The 20,380-nt window shown below is 38.1% G+C and carries 14 protein-coding genes and 1 rRNA gene; 5 read left to right on the forward strand and 10 right to left on the reverse strand.

What is annotated here, in order from left to right; translation table 11 throughout:
* Positions 1–152 precede the first annotated feature (152 nt).
* The 3 genes from rrf (at position 153) to BT999_RS12615 (ending at position 1,107) form a co-directional block, all read left to right on the forward strand.
* Positions 153–267 (forward strand): 5S ribosomal RNA (rrf, locus tag BT999_RS09295).
* Between the two features lie 244 nt (positions 268–511).
* Positions 512–769, forward strand: coding sequence for a PQQ-binding-like beta-propeller repeat protein (locus BT999_RS12610; RefSeq protein ID WP_218587511.1), 258 nt, complete (start codon positions 512–514; stop codon positions 767–769).
* Between the two features lie 65 nt (positions 770–834).
* Positions 835–1,107: a hypothetical protein gene (locus tag BT999_RS12615; RefSeq protein ID WP_218587512.1), complete on the forward strand. Its 273-nt coding sequence runs from the start codon at positions 835–837 to the stop codon at positions 1,105–1,107.
* A gap of 184 nt (positions 1,108–1,291) precedes the next feature.
* Here BT999_RS12615 and ade read toward each other — a convergent pair whose 3' ends face one another.
* The 5 genes from ade to BT999_RS09325 all read right to left on the reverse strand — a co-directional run bounded on the left by ade (position 1,292) and on the right by BT999_RS09325 (position 8,912).
* Entirely contained in the window at positions 1,292–3,010 is a 1,719-nt protein-coding gene (ade, locus tag BT999_RS09305) for an adenine deaminase (RefSeq protein ID WP_072697521.1), read from the reverse strand.
* Positions 3,011–4,242: 1,232 nt separating this feature from the next.
* Positions 4,243–4,923 (reverse strand): TorD/DmsD family molecular chaperone, encoded by a 681-nt coding sequence (locus tag BT999_RS09310; protein WP_072697522.1) that lies wholly within the window; start codon positions 4,921–4,923, stop codon positions 4,243–4,245.
* An 18-nt stretch (positions 4,924–4,941) separates the two neighbouring features.
* Positions 4,942–5,736 carry a dimethyl sulfoxide reductase anchor subunit family protein gene (locus BT999_RS09315; protein WP_072697523.1) on the reverse strand — a complete coding sequence of 265 codons (795 nt, stop codon included), beginning with the start codon at positions 5,734–5,736 and terminating at the stop codon, positions 4,942–4,944.
* Positions 5,736–6,353: a DMSO/selenate family reductase complex B subunit gene (locus tag BT999_RS09320; RefSeq protein ID WP_072697524.1), complete on the reverse strand. Its 618-nt coding sequence runs from the start codon at positions 6,351–6,353 to the stop codon at positions 5,736–5,738. The genes BT999_RS09315 and BT999_RS09320 overlap by 1 nt, the downstream gene beginning before the upstream one ends.
* Before the next feature lie 90 nt (positions 6,354–6,443).
* Positions 6,444–8,912, reverse strand: a complete 2,469-nt coding sequence (locus BT999_RS09325) for a DMSO/selenate family reductase complex A subunit (protein ID WP_072697525.1) — start codon at positions 8,910–8,912, stop codon at positions 6,444–6,446.
* 472 nt (positions 8,913–9,384) lie between these two features.
* On the opposite strand from BT999_RS09325, the gene BT999_RS09330 reads away from it, so the two are divergent.
* Complete coding sequence (locus tag BT999_RS09330; RefSeq protein ID WP_072697526.1) at positions 9,385–13,662, forward strand: AAA family ATPase; 4,278 nt, start codon at positions 9,385–9,387, stop codon at positions 13,660–13,662.
* A gap of 28 nt (positions 13,663–13,690) precedes the next feature.
* A complete protein-coding gene (locus BT999_RS09335) occupies positions 13,691–13,951 on the forward strand; it encodes a DUF3795 domain-containing protein (RefSeq protein ID WP_072697527.1) in 261 nt (86 codons plus the stop codon).
* Positions 13,952–14,375: 424 nt separating this feature from the next.
* Here the strand turns inward: BT999_RS09335 and BT999_RS09345 are convergent, their stop codons facing one another.
* The 5 genes from BT999_RS09345 to BT999_RS09365 form a co-directional block, all read right to left on the reverse strand.
* Positions 14,376–15,533: a pseudouridine synthase family protein gene (locus tag BT999_RS09345; protein ID WP_072697529.1), complete on the reverse strand. Its 1,158-nt coding sequence runs from the start codon at positions 15,531–15,533 to the stop codon at positions 14,376–14,378.
* Positions 15,526–17,367, reverse strand: coding sequence for a triose-phosphate isomerase (locus tag BT999_RS09350; protein ID WP_072697530.1), 1,842 nt, complete (start codon positions 17,365–17,367; stop codon positions 15,526–15,528). Before BT999_RS09350 ends, BT999_RS09345 begins: the two co-directional genes overlap by 8 nt.
* 30 nt (positions 17,368–17,397) lie before the next feature.
* Positions 17,398–19,050 (reverse strand): lipopolysaccharide biosynthesis protein, encoded by a 1,653-nt coding sequence (locus BT999_RS09355; RefSeq protein ID WP_072697531.1) that lies wholly within the window; start codon positions 19,048–19,050, stop codon positions 17,398–17,400.
* A gap of 7 nt (positions 19,051–19,057) precedes the next feature.
* Entirely contained in the window at positions 19,058–19,405 is a 348-nt protein-coding gene (locus tag BT999_RS09360) for a polysaccharide biosynthesis protein (RefSeq protein ID WP_072697532.1), read from the reverse strand.
* A 145-nt stretch (positions 19,406–19,550) separates the two neighbouring features.
* Positions 19,551–20,147, reverse strand: a complete 597-nt coding sequence (locus BT999_RS09365) for an IMP cyclohydrolase (RefSeq protein WP_072697580.1) — start codon at positions 20,145–20,147, stop codon at positions 19,551–19,553.
* Positions 20,148–20,380: the final 233 nt, after the last annotated feature.

Raw genomic sequence — 20,380 nt, forward strand, 5'->3', positions numbered from 1 at the left:
AATTTCTTAGTTTTGCGAAGCATTTTAGTTTTTAACAAGAAAGGCGTAGCTTTTTTACGGAGGGAGTGTACTCTTATAGTACATGACCAGAGTAAAAAACAAGCCTGACGCAGATAAAAACTAAAAGACACGCAAAACATAAATGAATTTGTGTTGGTGTCCATAGATCAGGTGACACACCCAGCCCCATTCCGAACCTGGCAGTTAAGACCTGATTCGCCGATGATACTGCGTATTCATGCGTGGGAAAGTAGGACGATGCCTGCACTTTCTTCTAAAGCCCCCTTAGTTATTAAAACTTTGGGGGCTTTTTTTGCGTCTGGTGTTTTTTGTGTGGGGGAGATATAAACATATGGGAAATAATATGATCATTTTGTAATGAGTAAAATAAGTACATTTAAGTATTCTCTAAAGTAATAATAGTGTGTTGATATTTGTTATATAATATATTAGAAGAAAGAATAAAGTATTAATCGTCAAGACTATTAACATTAATTTTGGAGTGATAATAATGAAAAAAAATCTTTTATTTTGTCTGTTGTCTATTTTTCTTTTATCAGGTTGTGCTGTTACATTACCCACAAATTCATATACACCACAAAACTATGTAAAAATATCAGGCGATGCAACGGTAGGTACTTTTACATATAAACCTTTTGAGCAAGGCAAAGTGCAAAAAGCAAACCAGATGCAGAACACGGCAGCAGGTCAGATATATCTTAATATGGATATAGCGGCTTTTGTAAAAAGAGGTACCGCTCTTGGCTAGAAAAATCTGGTATAAAATTATTAGATGATGCTCTTATACGTATTGATGGAGATGTTGTTGAATTTATGGCAGACGATTTGGGATACTCTGTAGATCTTAAATATTCTATTATTTATAAAATTGTTGATATTAAAACTTCTCAAATTGTTTTTGAAAAAAAGTTTATTGTTCCAACTAAAAAAATTGGAAAGTTTGGAGCTGCTGAGAGTTTTGCAAATACTGCTTCAGAATTAATATTGGCTGGTTATGAACTCTTTATTACTGAACCTAAAGTGAAGATGATTATAGAAAGTAATATGAATACAGATAATAACATGATACCACATGGAAAAAAATAGCATATTAGTTAGTGTTGAATTGGGTATACTAAGATAGCGTAAGAAAATTAAAGCTCCTAATGAAGTGGCTTACAATAATGTTATAAAGATGATACTTTTTCATTGGTGTATCGTGTCCTTCTGTTATCCTGTTTTATTTTTTAGATGTTTAACCATAGTTTTTATTGCTTCTACTATTCCTCCCCTACTCCACAACGGTCGGCACAACACTAAAAGTAGTAATATCCACTAAGCCGTTTTCGGTGATTTTTAAGTAGGGAATAACAGGCAGGCTCATAAACGCTAAAGTCATAAAAGGGTCGTGCCCTTCGGTGAGACCAAGTTTTCGAACTGTTTGTTGCATTAAAGCAAGCTGTTTTTTAATTTCAGTCATGGGCTGATCAGAAAGCAGCCCACCGAGTTCAAGAGCTAAACTTGCCAAGACTTTTCCGTTTTCAACGATCGCCAAGCCTCCGCCTATGCGTTGTATCTCGGCAACGGCAAGCAGCATATCGGCGTCCGTTACTCCGGCGACCACAAGATTATGCGAGTCGTGGGCTATTGTTGAGGCGATTGCACCACTTTTTAGCCCTAAACCCTTGATAAAGCCAACGCCAATATTTCCGCTGTTACGGTGGCGTTCGAATACGGCGATTTTAATAATGTCTTGTTCGGGTAAAGCCTTAAATTCCCCGTTTATGGACGGCAATTGCATAATTAAGTGTTCTGTTAAAAGTTGGTTGGGAATAAGCCCAATTACCCTAACTTTTGAGGCTGTTGCTTTAACCTTTAAACAATCATCTGTCAGCGGTTGTAATCTTACACTATTTCTTATGGCACTTTCGTCAACCTTTTGATAAGCCCCTAAGACCTCGCCATTTTCAACAACGAGTTTTCCTGCCTTCCAAACATGGCTTGGCTTCCAGTTTTTTGTATCGGAAAATAAAGCTAAATCGGCTTTAAAGCCCGGAGCAATCGCACCAAGCTCTCTTAATCCAAAATGTCTTGCTGCATTTAAACTAGCTAAATTAAGGATATTTTCTAGGCTAACTCGCCCATCTTCGCTTGCTAATTTAACCAGATAATTAATATGCCCTTGTTCTATTAAATCTTCGGGGTGGCGGTCATCAGTCGCAAAAAAACAAAAAGGAGCGGTATTGTCATTAACGACATCCAGCAAGCTCAATAAATTTTTAGCCGCTGAACCCTCTCTTAACATGACCGCAATACCGTTTTCTATTCTGGCGAGGGCTTCTTCGGGTTTCGTGCATTCGTGATCGCTTCTTATGCCGGCGGTGGCATAGGCGTTTAGGGCTGTTCCCATCAGCTCGGGGGCGTGTCCGTCTATTATATGGTTTTCTGCCATGTGCAATTTTGCCATAACTTCAGGGTCATTGTTTAATACACCGGGATAATTCATCATTTCGCCAAGACCCAAAACTCTAGGGTGTTTTAAAAAAGGCTTTAAATCTTCGGCATTCAGGCTTGCACCGCCCATTTCAAGCGGGGTAGCAGGGACGCAAGACGGCAACATCATATATACTGAAATCGGTAAGTCATCGGTCGCCTTAAGCAGATATTCCAAGCCTTTTATACCTGCGACGTTGGCTATTTCATGCGGGTCGGCGATAATTGTTGTCGTTCCGTTAGCCACCAAGGTTTTAGCAAATTCAAGAGGTGATGCCATGCCACTTTCAATATGCACATGACCATCTATGAAACCGGGAGTAAGCAAAGCACCTTTAGCGTCAAGTTCGTTCTGCCCGCTGTATTCACCAACTCCGGCGATATATCCGGAATCAATCGCAACATCAGCTATTTTAAAAGTTTTGCTAAAGCCGTTAAATATTTTAGCATTTTTAATAACTAATTCGGCTTTATCTTTTTTATTCGCTACGTTTACTAATCTTTCAATAGGTTTCATTATATCACTCTCTTGTCTGGTATTTTGCGATAATTTACTCTTTTGCAAAGAGAATGGCAACTTGAGTTTATTCTATTGAAATTATTTAGAGCAAGTTTTTAATAGTAACGTTATCAGTAGAATTATTTTGGTGGTTTGTAGGCTATTTATTATAATATTGACTTACAAGCCCATACCCCCACGCAATAAACCTCGTTTCGGTCGCCTCATATATCTATAATAAAACTTGTTTTTATTATAACTTTTTTATTAAAACCCCATGCTCCCACAAAATTAACCTTGCTTTGGTCGTCGCAGATTATTTACAATAATTATATTTAATTATTATATTTTTTAAATTCTATGCTCCCACTAAATTAACCCTCGTTTTGGTCGCCTCCGACTATTCATATAATAAATTCATTTTATTATTATATTATATTTAAACTTCATACTCCCACGAAATTAATTTTATTGGTCGCCTCCGGCGGGCACGGGGAAAATGTTTTCCCCTTTGCATTCCCGCCAACAGGGCTGCCGCCCTGTACCCGCAAACGCACACGCATTAGTTGATGCCTATCGGCATCAAAAGTGGGTACGCACCATAGTTTCTTTTAATGGCAAATTAAAATCATGCGTTGGGGTGAATGTTGGTAGTGCGTGAAACATCGTAAAAAAACAGCAGCTTAAAGTTCACGGGCACATTGAATTAAGTAGAAATATCCTTTTATTATAACCGTTGCATATAAAATTGCGTTTATAATTAGAATGTAACCAGCTAGTTACGCTTATAATTGACATAAAAAACAAGCTATCCAAAAGGGAAACGGTTGTTGCAAGATGCCAAAACGAAGTCGCCGTTAAATCAATTTGCTCACGTCATTTTTTTTGTTGTAATATGCAAAACGAAGTTGCCATTAAAAGAAACCATAGTGCGTTCAAACTTTTGATGCCGATTAGGCATCAACTAATGTATTTGCGGCAGTGGGGTTAAGGGGCAACCAGCCCCTTATGTGGGGTTTGGAAAGGGTTTCACATAAAACCCTTTCCCCCGCCGGAGGCGACCAATAAAATTAATTTCGTGAGAGTATAGAGTTTAATAAAAATGAATTTTATTATAGGTATTGGAGACGACCAAACGAGGGTTAATTTCGTGGGAGCATAGGGTTTAAATAATAAAAAGTTATAATAAAAATCAATATTAAAAAGGCAAAGCCAAGACAGCAAATATCTGAACTAGTAAAATATATCCCTTACTGTTCGCTTTCTCCCATGATGCTAAGCACCTCGTAACAACTAGAAAGCAGATATATCCAAAACTCTGTTTTTGCATGAGGTATCAACTTTTGGATACAAGCCGGTCCCCATTGCCCTAAGTGTTCGTTCCAAAAACTCCAAACTATGTCTTCGGCAACAGGCGTTGTGTGTCTTTCGTTGTTGTCAATTTTTGGATCAAAATCCTGTGTTTTTTTGCCTGATATATTTGTGTCCATGCGTTCTATTAGGTTCGCCATAAACAAGATTTCTAAAGCGATATGATCCGAGGCTTCATGAGGTTTCGCAAGTTCTAAACCAAAAGCATTGTACCATTCTTGTACGGCAAAAGAGTGTGGGCCAAACATCAGTTTATCATCTGAGCGAACGACAGACTCCCATAATGAGACAAGCGGTGTTGGTTTATGGAATAAATAGTTATATTCAAAAGTGGCAAGTTCGAGCTTTTTAGGGTCTTTGCATAGCTCAATCAGTGCTTGATATAAATTTTTTATTGTTTGTGTACTTTGAGTGTCTTCAAAAAGCTTTTCCCAAAATGGAAAATACGGAAGATAAGCCTCTAAGTCTTTTGTTTTTAATGAATTAAAATCATAGCAGACCATGCCAAAAAAATGGAGCAGGGTCGATAAGGGTTTTGAATATGAGGCGATGGTCTGCATGATTTTTATACCTTTTATTTATATGCCTATGCGAATATTTGCGAGATAAAAGAGAATACGCCCGATTACTTCTCCGCCGAGAATAACCAAAAAGGCAAAAAGGGCGATAACGGGAGTATGATTTTTATTTCCAAAAAGTAACGCACAGCCAAGACCGGCAATTAAAGTATGAGCTACGGCCAGTTGAATGATTAAGGTTGTTGTGTCGGCGATAAGTTCCGGTGCAATGGTATTCATCATATTATGCAAGCCGAATAACACGAGACAGCAAGACATAAAGAGTCCGATAGCGCAAAGCCACTTTGAAATAAACGGGGTTGAACTTTCGGCAATTTCAGGGTTGCAGTTAGACAACATAGCAAGCACAGCACCACCAAGGGCAAGGGCTGTTCCAAAAAATCCGATTTCTGTTCCGATTGTGTTCCAAAAAGGCACAACGTCAACTCGGTAAACTTGAGATACAACTAAGATTAAACCTAAACCGGCGAGAGCGATTAAGGGGTTTAAGCCAGCTTTGAGAATGTTTAATACACGCAAGAGAACAAGCAGTCCAAAAATGCTGACTCCCAAAATTTCACGAGAAAGCCAAGCATGACCCACTTGGGTTAAAGCATAAGGGGCGTGAGCCAACATGGTTAAGTGTAGAACAGCACCGCCAAATCCGATAACGCCACTTAAAAAAGTAATTATCCAGGCGACTTTTTCTGTTTTAGGAAACTTTTTAAGCCCGGTTAACCAAATAAGTAAAGCTAGTCCTGCACTAAGCTGAATAAGAACTGTAAAAACTACAAGGCTCCATTGAACTGTTATCATTACATTTCCTCCTTATTCGCCAAGAGAGTGGTGTTAGTCGTTGCTTTTACGGAATTTTGGTGGGGGTTTACCGCTAAGTTTGGCTGAGTAATGTGAGAAGGCGGTAAAGGTGCAATGTTTGCCCTGCCATATTTTGCGATAAGTTCTTCTGTTGGTCCAAAATCAAGCGCACGAGCGGGACACGACAAAACACAGACCGGAGCCAAGTTTTGAGCTAATCTGTCCGCGCAAAAATCACACTTGGTCATATGTTGTTTTTCTTCGTTAAATTGCGGTGCGGAATATGGACAGTTCCAAGAGCAGTTTTTACAACCGACACAGCGGGACGCATCAATAACCACCAAGCCATTTTCATTTTTGTGTGTTGCACCGGTAGGACAGGCTGCAACGCATTTTGGGTCGTTGCAGTGGTTACAGGAAACACTTAAGTAATAAGCAAAGACATTTTGCGAATATGTTCCATCAGGCTGGATAAACCAATCTCCACCAACACACTCCGCCACTCTGCGATAATTTACGTTTAGTGGTAGGTTGTATGCGTCCTTGCAGGCTATCATACAGGCCTTGCAACCCATACATTTTGTTGAATCCATATAAAAAGCATATTTACTGTTCATAAAAGAACCCCTTATTAAAAAATAATGGTACTCTATCGGGAGTAATTTGTTATTTTTAGATTAAAAAACATACAAATAAACGATAGGGGATTACAGCTTTACAACCTCGACAAGGTTTGTGTGTTGTGGGTTTCCTTTAGCGAGAGGAGACGCCCTGTATAAAGTTAGCGTATTAACGCAACCGCCCTGATCGATAGGGTTTTTATTTTGATCAAGATTCTTTGACTCAGGGTTATACCAAGCACCTTGAGGCATAGAAACAACGCCGGGCATAATGCGTTTTGTTACTTTAACTTTAATATGCACTTCGCCACGCTTGTTCAATACTTTTACCGTATCACCGTGTCTTAAGCCTCTGGCTTTAGCATCAATGGGGTTTATCCAGAGGTTTTGAGGCATAACGGCAAGTAGCCAATCTACACTCGCATAGTGAGAGTGGGTACGCCCTTTATAGTGGTGGCCGATTAATTGAAGCGGAAAGAGTTTTTTGGTTTCGGTATCTTCATATCCTTCCCATGTGGAAACATATTGAGGAGTAGGCGGAATGACATCACCTTTAAACTTATTCAGCTCCCAGGTTTTACTTAATTCTAAAAGGGCGGGAGAAAATAGCTCTATTTTTCCTGAAGGTGTTTTTAATGGATTGGCTTGAGGGTCGTCTCTAAACGCTTTAAAAGGAATAGGCAGGTCGCTTCTGAGCTTTGCTTTACGCCATACACCCACTTTTCTTGCTTCTTCTAAGGTTGGAGGTAATTCAGGCATAAATGGACGACACTGGGTTTCATAAGACCATTCCAGCCATTGTTCACGAGTTTTGCCTTCGGTAAATTCTTTTTCTACTCCAAGGCGTTTTGCGAGTTCAACACAAACCTCATAAACAGGACGAGATTGTTCATAAGGAGTTACAGGAGTTGTAAAACCAAGCCAATCTATGTTCATGGCATAACTAGGCCCGACAATATCGGTTTGTTCAAGATATGAAGTAGAAGGTAAGAGAATATCCGCCCACTGAGCACTGGCTGTATCGTGAGTATCCATAACTACAATCATTTCACATTTTGATTTATCACCAAGTATGCGTCTTGTTTCGTTAATATCCGAGTGTTGGTTGACGAGAGTGTTTCCCGCATAGTTCCAAATAAATTTTATATCAGTAGGGTATTTGTCTGCACCTTTGACGCCGTCTCTGGTTGCGGTCATGCCTTTTCCGTTTTCTACGGCTCTTAACCATAAAAAGGTAGGAAAGGTTATGCTGACTTTATTATCGCCCCTTGGTAAACGAGGAGAAAATCCGGGATAGTAAGCGTCTCTGTCTCCGTTGCCACCACCGTGAATACCGACGTTACCGGTGACAGTTGCAAGAGCGGCGACGCTCATCGTAGACATTTCGCCGGCGGCTTGACGTTGAAGCCCCCAACCTTGTGAAATAAAACAGGGTTTTGCCCCGCCGATTTCACGAGCCAGCTGAATAATTCGAGCAACGGGAATTCCGGTTATTTGTGCTGCCCATTCAGGGGTTTTGGCGATTTTGTCATAGCCTGTTCCCATGATATAATCTTTATAAGCGGAGTTCTCAGGGGCACCTTCGGGCATTGTATCCGCATCAAAACCTTGAACATGGGTCTTTAAAAACTCATTATCCAGCATATTTTCAGTGATTAAAACATAAGCCAAAGCCGAAGCTAAAGCCGCATCAGTTCCCGGACGGATAGGAATCCATTCGTCGGCAACAGTAACACAGGTTTCGCTATAGCGTGGGTCAATTACGATCAGGCGAGCGTTGCTGATTTGTTTTGCTTTAAGAATTTCAAATTGTAGCCCACCACCACTCATGCGGGTTTCTGTAGTATTTAAACCAAAAAATACCGCAAGTTTAGTATTGGCGATTTCTGTTACCGGGTTACCGGAATATCCGGCTTGACCATATAAATATGTTAAACCTGCTTGGTTTTGAGCAGAGCTGTAATCACTACGCCCTAAAGCAAAACCGCCAAGTAGGTTCATTAAACGATAAAAAGCTTCGCGTCTTTGCATCATACCGGTTTGAACACCGGAGGCGTAAATGCTTAAGATGGATTCGTTGCCGTAAGTATCGATACATTTTTTTAGGCTGGCGGCGATTTCATCAAGGGCTTGATCCCAAGGAATGGGTTTAAAGCCTGAAGGGTCGCCTCTTTTGCCAAATTGTTTCATGGGTTTTTTTAGGCGATTTTCCGCATACATTTGCCTACGCATTGAACGCCCTCTGGGGCAAGCGCGAATTTGGAATAAACCTTCTTCCCAGTTATCGGGAATGGCGTTATCTGTTTCTATGCGAATTACCTTGCCGTCTGCAACAACAGGCTTTAATACGCAGGAGCTACCACAGTTATTTAGACAAGCCGAAGTTAAAATTTTTTCTTCTAATGGTTTGGGTTGGGCGTTGGCGGGTAGTGGACGAAAGGCTCTTTCTAGCCCCAATCCGCCGAAAGATGCTGCGACACATGAAACTGTACCTAGCTTTAATAATTGGCGACGGGTCAGTTTAGAATGACTTTGGTCTGTTTTTTGTTTTTTCATACTCTTTTCCTCTAGAGTCTATAGTGTTGGTTAGTATGATTTTTATGGGTTTATAATATCCACGGTACGCAAGGATATACATTTGATATAATATTATGTCAAATTAGTATGATGTCTAACAATATTTACCTAACTATAACACATTGCCTAAGTTTATCAAGTTTAAACTCTGTGGACATTTTGGTTTTTAAGCTTGACCATAAGTTTTATAAGATGGTAATAATGTTTGATTACACCAAGGTAAGACCATTATTCGTGCTTTTGGGAGATTATTCATGAAGGAAGCCTCTTTAAGGCAATTGTACAATAGTCGCAAAGTTCTATTTTAACGGAAAATATTGTTTTTTTATGTGTATGGCTTACAAACGTTCATGAGCCGCTTGGGTTAAATTTTTATAATGTTATAACGGTCATTTTTCGATAAGTTTTCGTTAGGTGATTATTAGGCGTTACAATGAGGCAAGAATAAAATATGTATATTCAGTCGTTTAACGTAGAGCGTTTTGGCTCGTTAAAAGAACAAACAATAGATAATTTAAGCCCTAATTTGAATATTGTTTTTGGTTTAAACGAAGCCGGAAAATCGACAACTTTAAAGTTTTTTCAAGCCCTTTTGTTTGGTTATAAACGAGGCTCAAGAAAGCTTGATTTTAATGCAACTCCGAATAAAGGCGGCGGCTCTTTAACTATTAACAGCCGAGAACTTGGAAGAGTTAGTTTGCTTCGTCGCCCGGGAACTCATGGCGGTAATGCTGAACTATTTGATATAAATGAACAACTTTTGGGTGAATCAGATTTAAGACGCTTATTACAAGGCGTAAACGCAAGCCTTTTTGATAATATTTATGCTTTTAGTTTAGCTGAGTTGCAAAGTATCCAATCGTTTGAAAATGATGAATTAGTCAGGGTTTTTAGCGGTGCTATGGCGGGGCTTGGCAAGGTTTCGCCCGCCGAAGCTTTAAAAAAGATAGCTGATGAGAAAAAAGCTTTATTCGGAAAATCAAACAGCGGAACAATTTATCATAAAATTAAAGAGTTGCAAGAAATTGAGGGATATATCGCCGAGCTTGGTCCAAGTTTACCGCGTTATTTTGAATATACGGAAGAACAGGCAAGTTTGAGCGAAACTCTTGAAAACTTACAAAGAGAAGAATCAGCTTTATTAAAAGGAAAAACAAACTTATCTTTATTGCGTTCAATTCAGCCAAAGTGGTTGGAATATTGTACTTTAAAAACCGAATTGGAAAGTTTTAAAAAACCTGAGTTTGAACTTGCCGATGATGCTGTTGAGCGTTTGGAAAGGCTAAACAGCCAAAAAGAAGAACAAGAACTTAGTGTAAGCTCTAAACAAAGAACCCTTGAGCGGTTTGCTTTGAGTCTTAATGAGCTTCAAGCAAAAAAAGAACAGGCAGAACAATTAATTAAAGACGAAGCACAAATTTTACGCATTATAGAAGCAAAAGAAAGTATAAGCAATAATTATAGCGAGTTAAACCTATTACACAAAGACAACTTGGTTTTAAAAGAGCGCTTAAATTTACGGATAAAAAGTTTAGGTTCTGATTGGAGTTTGGAAAAGGTAGCAAGCTTTAATTTTTCTGTAAATATAGCTCAAGAATTAGACAATCAGGCGGAAACGCTAAATATATCAAAGCTTCAACTTGAAAAAGCTCAAGACAGGGTTTTACAAAGTGAAAAAGCCTGTTTAGAACTAAAAACAGCGTTGGAAAATGCTAAAGCTCAAATTAAGGCTCAAGAATCGGCCGTTTGGACCACAGAGTTGAAAAAACTTTTGGCTGTTGATGAGGGTTTTGATTTTTCAGCCCTTTACGAAGCGAATATTCTTCGAGAAAACCCGGAAGAGGGAATAGACTCACTAACGCTTGGGCGAAAGTCTTTTAAATTTTTAAATGAATATTTAGTAAAAAACGAAAAGCAAGCACACTTTGAATTGTTATGTAATAAACAGGGAACAATAGAAAATATTTTAGCTCAAAAAGAACAGACTTTAAGAGCTATTGAAGAAAATACTTTGTTTTTAAAACAACGCTTACCAGCGATTAGCCCTGCATGGTCGGAAGACTTTTTGGCGAATTTTGATTTTTCACATGCTAAAAGACAAGCGTTAAATGACTTGATTAAAACCTTGCGAGAAGATGAAAAAGAACAGCATGAAGCCAATGAAGCGTTTAATCTAAATCACGATATTTACTTGGGGCAACAAAAAAGAATCAAAGAAATTGAAAGTTTGTTAACAGAATTTTCCGAATTGCCCGAACGCAAAGAACTGGAATTAAGACGCAGTGCTTTAAGACAGTTACATTTACGCTATAAAGAGCTTGAAGAATCAAGGCGTTTATATAAAAAAGCCGAAACGGAACTTTCTGATTTTGTGCAAACAGAACAAAGCTTGGCGTTGCAGCTACAGTTGCCGTGGTGGAAGAAGATTAACAAGATTTTAAGTTTGGCTCTTTTTTTTACTGTGCTTGCTTTAGGTTTATTGGGTCTAGGTCTTTTTTTAGCCAAAGATTTGTTTAGTTATTTAAGTATTGGTGTTGGCGTGATTGCGACTATTTTTTATGGATTTAATTTTATCGATCCCTCCAAACCCAGAAAAGATCAAGCCTCTTTAGAACAAAAAAACAGAAAAGAAACCCTACTTATCGAAGAAAGAAATAACACCAAACAAAATATAGACAGGCTCTTAGACGGTTTTTCCGAGTTATTGAGCGATTCGGGTTTGAATATTTTTAGTCTTGATGAACTTTCTTTTTTAGAGTTGGAAAAAGAATATGAACGCCTTGCAAAGCTTTTTGACCAAGCCGATAAAAGAGATAAATTACTGAATGAATTATTGCCGTTAAAAGATGAAGCTAATAAAAACAAGATTTTGTTAAATGTGGCTCAAGAACGATTAAGCAATATTAATAACGAGTTGCAAAAAACCAGAATATTATGGGGCGAACTTTTAAGTGAGTTTAAATTAACACTCGATTTAACGCCTGAAAGTGTTTTGGATATTTATAACGAAGCTTTGAGTTTGCGTTCTAAGCTTGATGAAATTTATAAACTCAAAGCCTTAAGCTCTAGCCAAGAACGTAATCTAAATGACTTTGAAACGGAAGTTTTAAGCTGTTTGCCTGCTTCTGTTATTTCCGCTTTGACTTTGAGTGTAAACAACTCTGCCCATTTGTGTAGAACGGCTGTTGATTTTGCAGTTTTGTTTGAATTTATGCAAAAGCAGGGTAAGGCTTTAAAGCTTTTAAACGATTTGTCGCAAGAATATCATAAGCTATTTAATCAACAATTGTTTTATCAAAATGAATATCAAAAACAACAGCAACAACAGAATAATGATTTAACGCTTGAAAAAGAAGCACAAGACAAACTTAATCAAAGCCTTGAGGCATGGCAAAACCAACTTAAAAAATATGGTTTCAGCCCAGACTTTTCTCAAAGCGTTGCAAAACAAAGTTTACAGCTTGTTCAAGAAGCGTGTGAGCTTTTATCTTTGTTAAAAGATAAAGAACAGGCAATAATAAATCTCAACAATAAACGTTTGGCATTTTTGGAACAACTGAATGCTTTTAACGGCGGAACTTTAAGCCTTAACAGCGATTTGTCCGAGCTTTTAACAGAAATTGACAGATTAAGGCAGGCTTTGGAACAGGCTAAGACAGTTATTGGTGAATATAAAAATATAACGCAAGCTTATCAAAACGGTTTAGGCGAACTTAAAAATGAAAGTGAACGTTTGGAACAAACTTGTTTAAAGTTAAAAGACCTTTTGGCGTTGGCGGAAACTGAAAGTATTGAAGCTTTTAAAGTTGTTTTTGGCAATCTTAAAAAATGGGAAAGCTCAAACGCCGAACTTTTCAAGTTAAAGGCGGAACTTCAAGTTGCCTGTATAAACAACAGCTTGTTTGAAAAAGAGTTAAAAGAAACGCCGAGTGAAAATAAAGGCGAAATGGCAATAGAGGTTTTAACGGAAACTCTACAAAGCAAAACTCTTGAGCAAATACAACAAGAACTTGATATTTTAGAACTTAATTTAAGCGAATTAAATACGCAAAAAATGAACTTAACCGCCAGACAAGGCGAGTTAAAGGCACAACTTGAACAGTTGAATACAAAAGATATGATCGCTCATTATCGTGTAAAAGAAAGTGAGATAAAAGAAGAGCTTACCAGACATAGAGACCAATGGTTAAAGCTGAATATTGCCTATCATTTGTTAAGTAGCACGAAACAAAGACTTGAAGAAGAACGCATGCCCTCTTTAATCAAAGAAGCCGGAGTTTTGTTTTCTGAGTTTACTGAGGGGGCTTATACTCAAATAAATCTTTCCATGAGCGAAACGAGTTTAAGCGTAAAACATCTTGTTGTGGTAAATAAAAATGGTCTGCGTTTAAAACAAGAAGAGTTAAGCCAAGGGACAAAAGAACAACTTTATCTTGCTTTACGTCTTGCTTATATCCGTGAACACGCCAAGCACAAAGAAACCTTACCTATTATTATGGACGATATTTTGGTAAATTTTGACCATTATCGTGCGAGAAAAACAGCGGAAGTTTTAAATAACTTTAGCCAAGGAAAATCGTTGTATCAGGCTGATACGTTATCAGCCTCTGAAAACGCTCAACAGCTTTTCTTTTTTACTTGCCATCATTCAACGGCTGAACTTTTAAGAGAGTTTAACCCTGATGCCAAGTTTTTACATTTGGAAAAAGGGCTTTTTAAAGCGGTTTAAGAGCCTTACTTAAATAGGAGTATTTGAAGTGGTTGAATCGAGATGTGGTTTAGTTTGTAGTGAATGTGATTATAGAGAACAAATGAACTGTAAAGGCTGTATAAACATCAATAAGCCTTTTTGGGGCGAAGTTTGTCCTGTTAAAAGTTGCTGTGAACAGAAAGAGCTTGCACATTGTGGATTGTGTAATGATTTTCCTTGTGCCTTGCTTATGCAATTTGCTTATGACAAAGAGCAAGGTGATAATGGAAAGCGTATCTTGCAATGCAAAAAATGGTGCGTATCGTAAGGCGATAAATAAAAAATAGGTGCGTGTCATTCCATGAGATTTATTAAAAGTACCGTTGTGATTTTATTAAATATTATTGTATTTATTTTTATGTTGTTTTTTACTTTTGACATAACTGAGTTTTACTTCAATGCCGCTATATTATTATCAACATATTGTATTTTTCTATGGATTTGTAGGCGTAATAATTTAAAACCTTCTATACTGATATCATCATATCTTTTATGTTTTATTCCAGCTATTGTGTTTGATTTTGTTATGTTTAGTGGCGAAGATGACAACTCACTTCTAACGGTATGGATTATGTTCGTTCATTTAATGCCTATGATTCTTCTATCCTCAGCCGTCAGTTTAATATATTTCTTTGTTGATAAAAACAAGCAACCTAAGCTCTTGTAATACTTGCATTGTCAAAAATATTTTTTTATATATTATTGGCGTTATTAAAAAAACTACGTTCTGCCCAATCAGGAAAAAACTCGGCTTGAAAGTTTGGCAACTCAATGGAATAGTGGTGCAAAAATAAGGTTTCTTCTTTTGTTTCAGGTAATTGCCCTTTTCTTGTTTCCGCATGTAAAGAGCTTGTTGCGTAGAGGCTGTCTCCAAGAATAGGAAAGCCTTCTTCAGCCAGATGAGCTCTTATTTGATGTCTTGCACCTTTGGCAATTTGTGCCGTAACTAAGGTAAAAGTTTCTATATTACGCTGTTTTATTTCTTGTTCTAACTTTGGCGTAAAGCCTTTGAGCTGTTTTAAATCTGAGACAAGAAGTTTTTTTATCGGGCTGACTATGGTTTGTCGCAAGGGAGATATCTCTTTTGTTGCCGAGTCTATCGACCTTGCCTCCATTTTAATTTTGTTATCATTATATAACGCATAAGAAATGGTACGTTTTTCAGGAAATTCACCATATACAATCGCAAAATATTTCTTTTTGATAAGCCCTTGATCTTCGAGTTTAAGGTAGCTTGCTTTTGTTTCATAAGTTCCGCCAAGCACTATTCCGCTAGTTAGTAAATCTAAGCGATTTAACAAAATAGGCAAAGCGGGCAGGGTAAACGCCGAGTCTTCGCAACAACTTGAACCCGCCTCATCGTTTTCATAAGGATAAAGCTTTAAGTTTGAACGTCTGGCTTCTTCTCGGTCTTCCCAAAGTTTTGACCAAGCTTTTTCAATATATAGCTCAAGGCTGGGCGTTGCTATCCCTTTTAACTTGACGGTATGTAAACCTGTGGGTTTTGCAAAAGCGTAAAAATCATTTTGGGCTTTGATTAAAAACACTTTATCATAAAGTGTTCGATAGGTTTCCAATAAGTTACCTTCGTCTTCTTGAATAATTTTTACGCAGTCATTAAGACGCATCATTTGTGCGGCTTTGGGTCTTTTTTTATTGACTGTGATTTTGTTTTGAGAAAGTAAGCGTTTTATCGTGCGTTGGCTGTATGTTTCGCTTACTCCCCTTAAAAAAGCATCAAGACGTAAGCCAACCTCGTCATGACTGACAAGATAGGTTGCTTCCGAGAAGTTTTGGTCTGAACAAGTTTGAGTTAAGCACTCTTGCTCAGTCAGATCAGTTTTATTCATCTTGTTCAACTTCTTCGGCAACTTCTTCTTCCAAGGCTTCAGCACGTTTTAAAAGTTGTTCCATTTGAATATCTGCCCCGATAACACCAACGACATTGTCATTTTCGTCAATAATAGGTGTTGATACGGTAAGAATTAACTGGCGAGTAAAGTGAGATTGATAGACATCGGTAATATGCAGTTTACCTGTTTGAGTCGGTTTGATAAACCATTCACGCCCGGAAAAGTCATAGCCGAGAGGTAATTGTTCATAAACGCTTTTATAGGTATCATTGGTAATAACGGAATATAACAAGTGCCCCTTAATATCCGTAATATAAAGATATTGGATAAACGGATATTCTTGCACAAAATCTTTCATGCAAGGGTATTTTTGTTCTGCTGTGTTCTTGTCTGTATAAAGTTGACATTCTTCCGCAAGACGCGTGATTAAGTGTGCGGACAATTCGCCGGCAAGCTTTTTAAGTTTATCAAATTCTGATGAGAAGAGTTCAGGGATAAAACGACGCACCAAAGTAAGCATTTCCTTGTGAGAATATGAGGTGTTACGCCCTTGTTCATAGCTTTGCATAATTTTATTATAGACTTGTGTAACTGCCGGGTGATTTTTGGAAATTTGGCTGTCGCCTTCCAACTTAAAGTTATGGTTAATCCAATATGCTACGCCCGCTTTACCTGATTTATCGGTTATAATAATAGGAACGGGGCGATCAAGCAAGAGCTTGGTATCAAAGATATTATAGATCTCTTCATTTTTGGCTAAACCGTCAACATGGATACCGGCACTGGTTGCGTTAAAGTCTTTTCCGGCAAAGGGGTAGTTATCGGGAATTTTATAGTCGAGTTCATCTTGGAAATATTTGGCAATTTGACTGATTACTTTTGTATCGGCGGCATCATCGTTCCCTGTGAGAGAAAGATATTCGATTACTAAGGCTTCAATCGGAGAGTTACCCGTGCGTTCGCCAAAACCAAGTAAAGTTCCGTTAACGCCGCTACAGCCATAAAGCCAAGCGGTTGAAGCGTTGACCAAGGTTTTGTGGAAGTCGTTGTGTCCGTGCCACTCAAGCCATTCTCCGGGAACTCCGGCATCATCGGTAAAAGCACGCACTAAGCGAGGAACAGACCTTGGCAGGGCCGCACCGGGATAAGGGACTCCATACCCCATAGTATCACAAAGGCGAATTTTAACGGGCATTCCGCTTTGTTTGGAAAGTTCCATAAGTTTTATTGCCAAGGGAATACAAAAACCATAAATATCGGCGCGAGTAATATCTTCAAAATGACAACGTGGGGTAATTCCCCATTCCAAAGCTTTGGCGGCTATTCCGACATAGTTTTCCATGGCTTTTTCTCTATCCCAGCCAAGTTTCATGTAAACATGATAATCAGATACGCTGGTTAAAAGACCAACTTCGGTAAACTCCATATCTTTGGCGATTTTCAAATCATCGATATGAGCTCTGATCCAACCTGTAACTTGTGGAAATTTATAATCTTTTTTTCGGCAAGCTTCGATGGCTTTACGATCTTTTTCTGAATACATAAAAAATTCCGAAGCCCTGATTAAACCGCTACGTCCGCCGAGTTGGTACATTAAATCAAAAATATGAGCAATTTGTTTAACCGTATAAGGCGGGCGAGCTTGTTGACCGTCTCTAAAGGTTGTGTCGGTAATAAACATAGGGTTTGCGGGGCGGGGCATAACAAAAATATCGTCAAAAGGGATACGGCTTACTTTTGTGTAAGGAAACATATCACGATATAATTCAGGTTCGTCTCGATTTTGCAATAAATATTTAGTATTGGCTTTTTTGTTTTGTATAATACTCATGTTGAGTCTCCTGCTGACTGGTATAATGACTTAAAAGAATTGTTTTATTTTATGAAATATCTTGTTTAAATCTGTTTTGTTAAGCCCGATTAAAAAAGGGAAGATAAAAATAAAAACACAATTGAGAATAAGATAAATGAAACCCGAAAGGATAAAACGTATCGGTTCAGAGTTGAATGTAGAGAAAAAGCCGAGTAAAGTCAAAGAACTTTGTTTGGCAATCAACGCTATTGTTAGAAAAGTACTTAAAGAAACAACTTGATGTAAAAGATTGCGTTTAAAGTTAAAAGGAACTTTACGGCTACAAACCCATAAAAGAGTGGTAACCGATAAAATTTGTACACCTATGGTTTTTAAGGCTAATCCATAAGCTCCCAAACCCAGTCCGCTGAAATGTTGAAAAAAAACATTTGTGCTTTCGCTGTTGTCTTTTGGGGCTAACAAATAAAAGGCAAGTATCAACCCAAAGAACATAAACACGACTGAAACATTACGCAAGGTTCTTGTTTCCGAACTGGCGTGAAAAACCGCACCGGCAAGTTGCCCGTAGGCTTGGTGAACAGGGTAAAGAGCCATTAACTGTACGGCGGGGCCGGCCGCCAAAAATTTTTCCCCGCCAAAAAGTTTTGTTAAAAATATTCCTTCTATGCAAGCAAACGCCGATAAAAGTGCCGCAACGGCATATAAAATCGGGGCATAACGATCGAGTAAAGCTCCCATCGCTTGATAGTTATTTTCTCCGTGAGCTTTGGAAAGTTCTCTCATAAATAAAGGAACCATCGCCGAAACAAATAAAAAACACGCCATACCCACTTTTTGTCCGAGTGAAAAATATCCTTGGGCTTCGCTACCTGAAAAAAACTGTAAAAGCCAACGTTCTCCGCCTAGGCTCAAAGCGGAAATAAGAGCCAAAATAAATAAAGGGTGAGAATAGTGCCAAAATTCTTTTGCGTAGTTTTTTTGAGCTGTTTTATCAAGATAAAAAACAGAACGAGTTGTTTGTATTTCTTCGGTTTGTGTGGTGCTTGTGTTGCTGTTTGTGTTGTTATTTGTGTTGTTATTTGCGTTGTTTTTTGCGTTGTTGCTCCAAAACTTACGCATTACCAAGGCATAGCCTAAGGCGGGCAAAAATAAAAATAAATATTGTTGAATAAATAAGACGCTTAAACTTAAGATTCCGCTTAGATAAAGCAAAAAGAGCGTAACAGCTCCGATCATGCTAAAACTCATGCGTACTGTTTCGCTTGAAACGGTAATGCCGAGGGCATCATTCATGCCTCTTAAGATGCGTCCCGTCCAGGTTAAATATGCCCACAATGCCCCAAGTGGTGCTAGATATAAAGGAACATCAGGCAAAACCAAAACTCCGACAGGTGGATATAAACAGAGAAAGCCCAAACCCAAAGTCAATAAAAAGACAAAAAATGAAATTCTTAAATAAAAGCTAGGTAATCCGAATTCATAAGGGCGTTTTGACATGGAAATAGAAAGACAGGTGGAGCTTCCCATATCCAAAAAAGTTGTGGCTTGTAAAAATTGAGCCGTAATAAAATTAAAATTCCCATAACTTGCCGGTCCCAATGCTCTTGGCAAAAGAGCTTCCATGACCAAATAAATCGGAATTGCGGCAAAGTTGGCTATTAGTTTAAAAACATAGCGTTTAGCGAGAGAACTTTCTTTCATTGTTGAATCATTTGCTTGGATATGTTAAGATCAAACCGAAGTGGGAGCAGGCACTTCGGTTTAATAGGTTTATTTTTTTGATAATCGGTTGTTTTTGATGCGTGTTTAGCGTTTTTATACGCCCAAAACTCCGAAAAAGGCGTTTTGACATGGAAATAGAAAGACAGGTGGAGCTTCCCATATCCAAAAAAGTGGTGGCTTGTAAAAATTGAGCCGTAATAAAGTTAAAATTCCCATAACTTGCCGGTCCCAATGCTCTTGGCAAAAGAGCTTCCATGACCAAATAAATCGGAATTGCGGCAAAGTTGGCTATTAGTTTAAAAACATAGCGTTTAGCGAGAGAACTTTCTTTCATTGTTTAATCATTTGCTTGGATATGTTAAGATCAAACCGAAGTGGGAGCAGGCACTTCGGCTTAAGTAGGTTTATTTTTTTGATAATTGCTGTTTTTGATGCGTGTTTAGCGTTTTTATACGCCCAAAACGCCAAAAAAGCTAAGTTTAAATAAAACTTTTCATATATTTTGTAATCATAGCGTCATAATTTGAAGTCAATTCAAAGGTTTTTGTCGCTAGTTTAAGCCTAAGTTTTATATCTGCTTGCATTTTATTTTCGCTTAAAGCTTTTTGAATTTCCGAATAATAACAGGTTTCCGGAACCACCAAAACGCTTGAGAAATTTTTTGCAGCCGCTCTGAGCATGCAAGGACCGCCAATATCTATTTGTTCGATAGCCTCTTTTAACTTAAGCCCTTTGCTTGCGGCTTCGGCAAAATTATAAAGATTGATACAAACCAAATCAAAAGTTTTAATCTTGTGTTTTGCCAATGTTTCAAGGTGGTCTGGGTTGTCTTTATCGGCTAAAATACCACCATGAATATGTGGGTTAAGAGTTTTTACTCTTCCGCCCATAATTTCGGGAAAACCCGTAACTTCTTCGACTAAGGTAACTTTTAATCCGGCTTCTTTTAGCGTTTTTGCCGTTCCGCCCGTTGAAACAAGTTCAACATTGTTGTCTGCCAAAAAAGTGGCAAACGGCACGAGACCGCTTTTATCGGTAACACTTAAAATTGCTCTTTTAATCAATAAATTATCCACAAAAGGCTCCTTTGAGTCTAGTTTTTGCAAGGCATTGTTTAAAGCTTGGCTTTTGTGAATTAACTTAAACATGTTAAAGCAAATTGGCAAGCTGAACTCGCTTAATTATCTTACTTTACAGAATTTAGAGTTTTTGCCATAGTAGATAATTAAGCGTCAATAATTGAACTGTAATGATTGAACCTTGTTTTTAACTTTGCTTTTCTCTTGAGCGTAAGAGAAAATTCACTATT

This window comes from Desulfovibrio litoralis DSM 11393 (assembly GCF_900143255.1).
GTDB classification, from domain to species: Bacteria; Desulfobacterota; Desulfovibrionia; order Desulfovibrionales; family Desulfovibrionaceae; genus Frigididesulfovibrio_A; species Frigididesulfovibrio_A litoralis.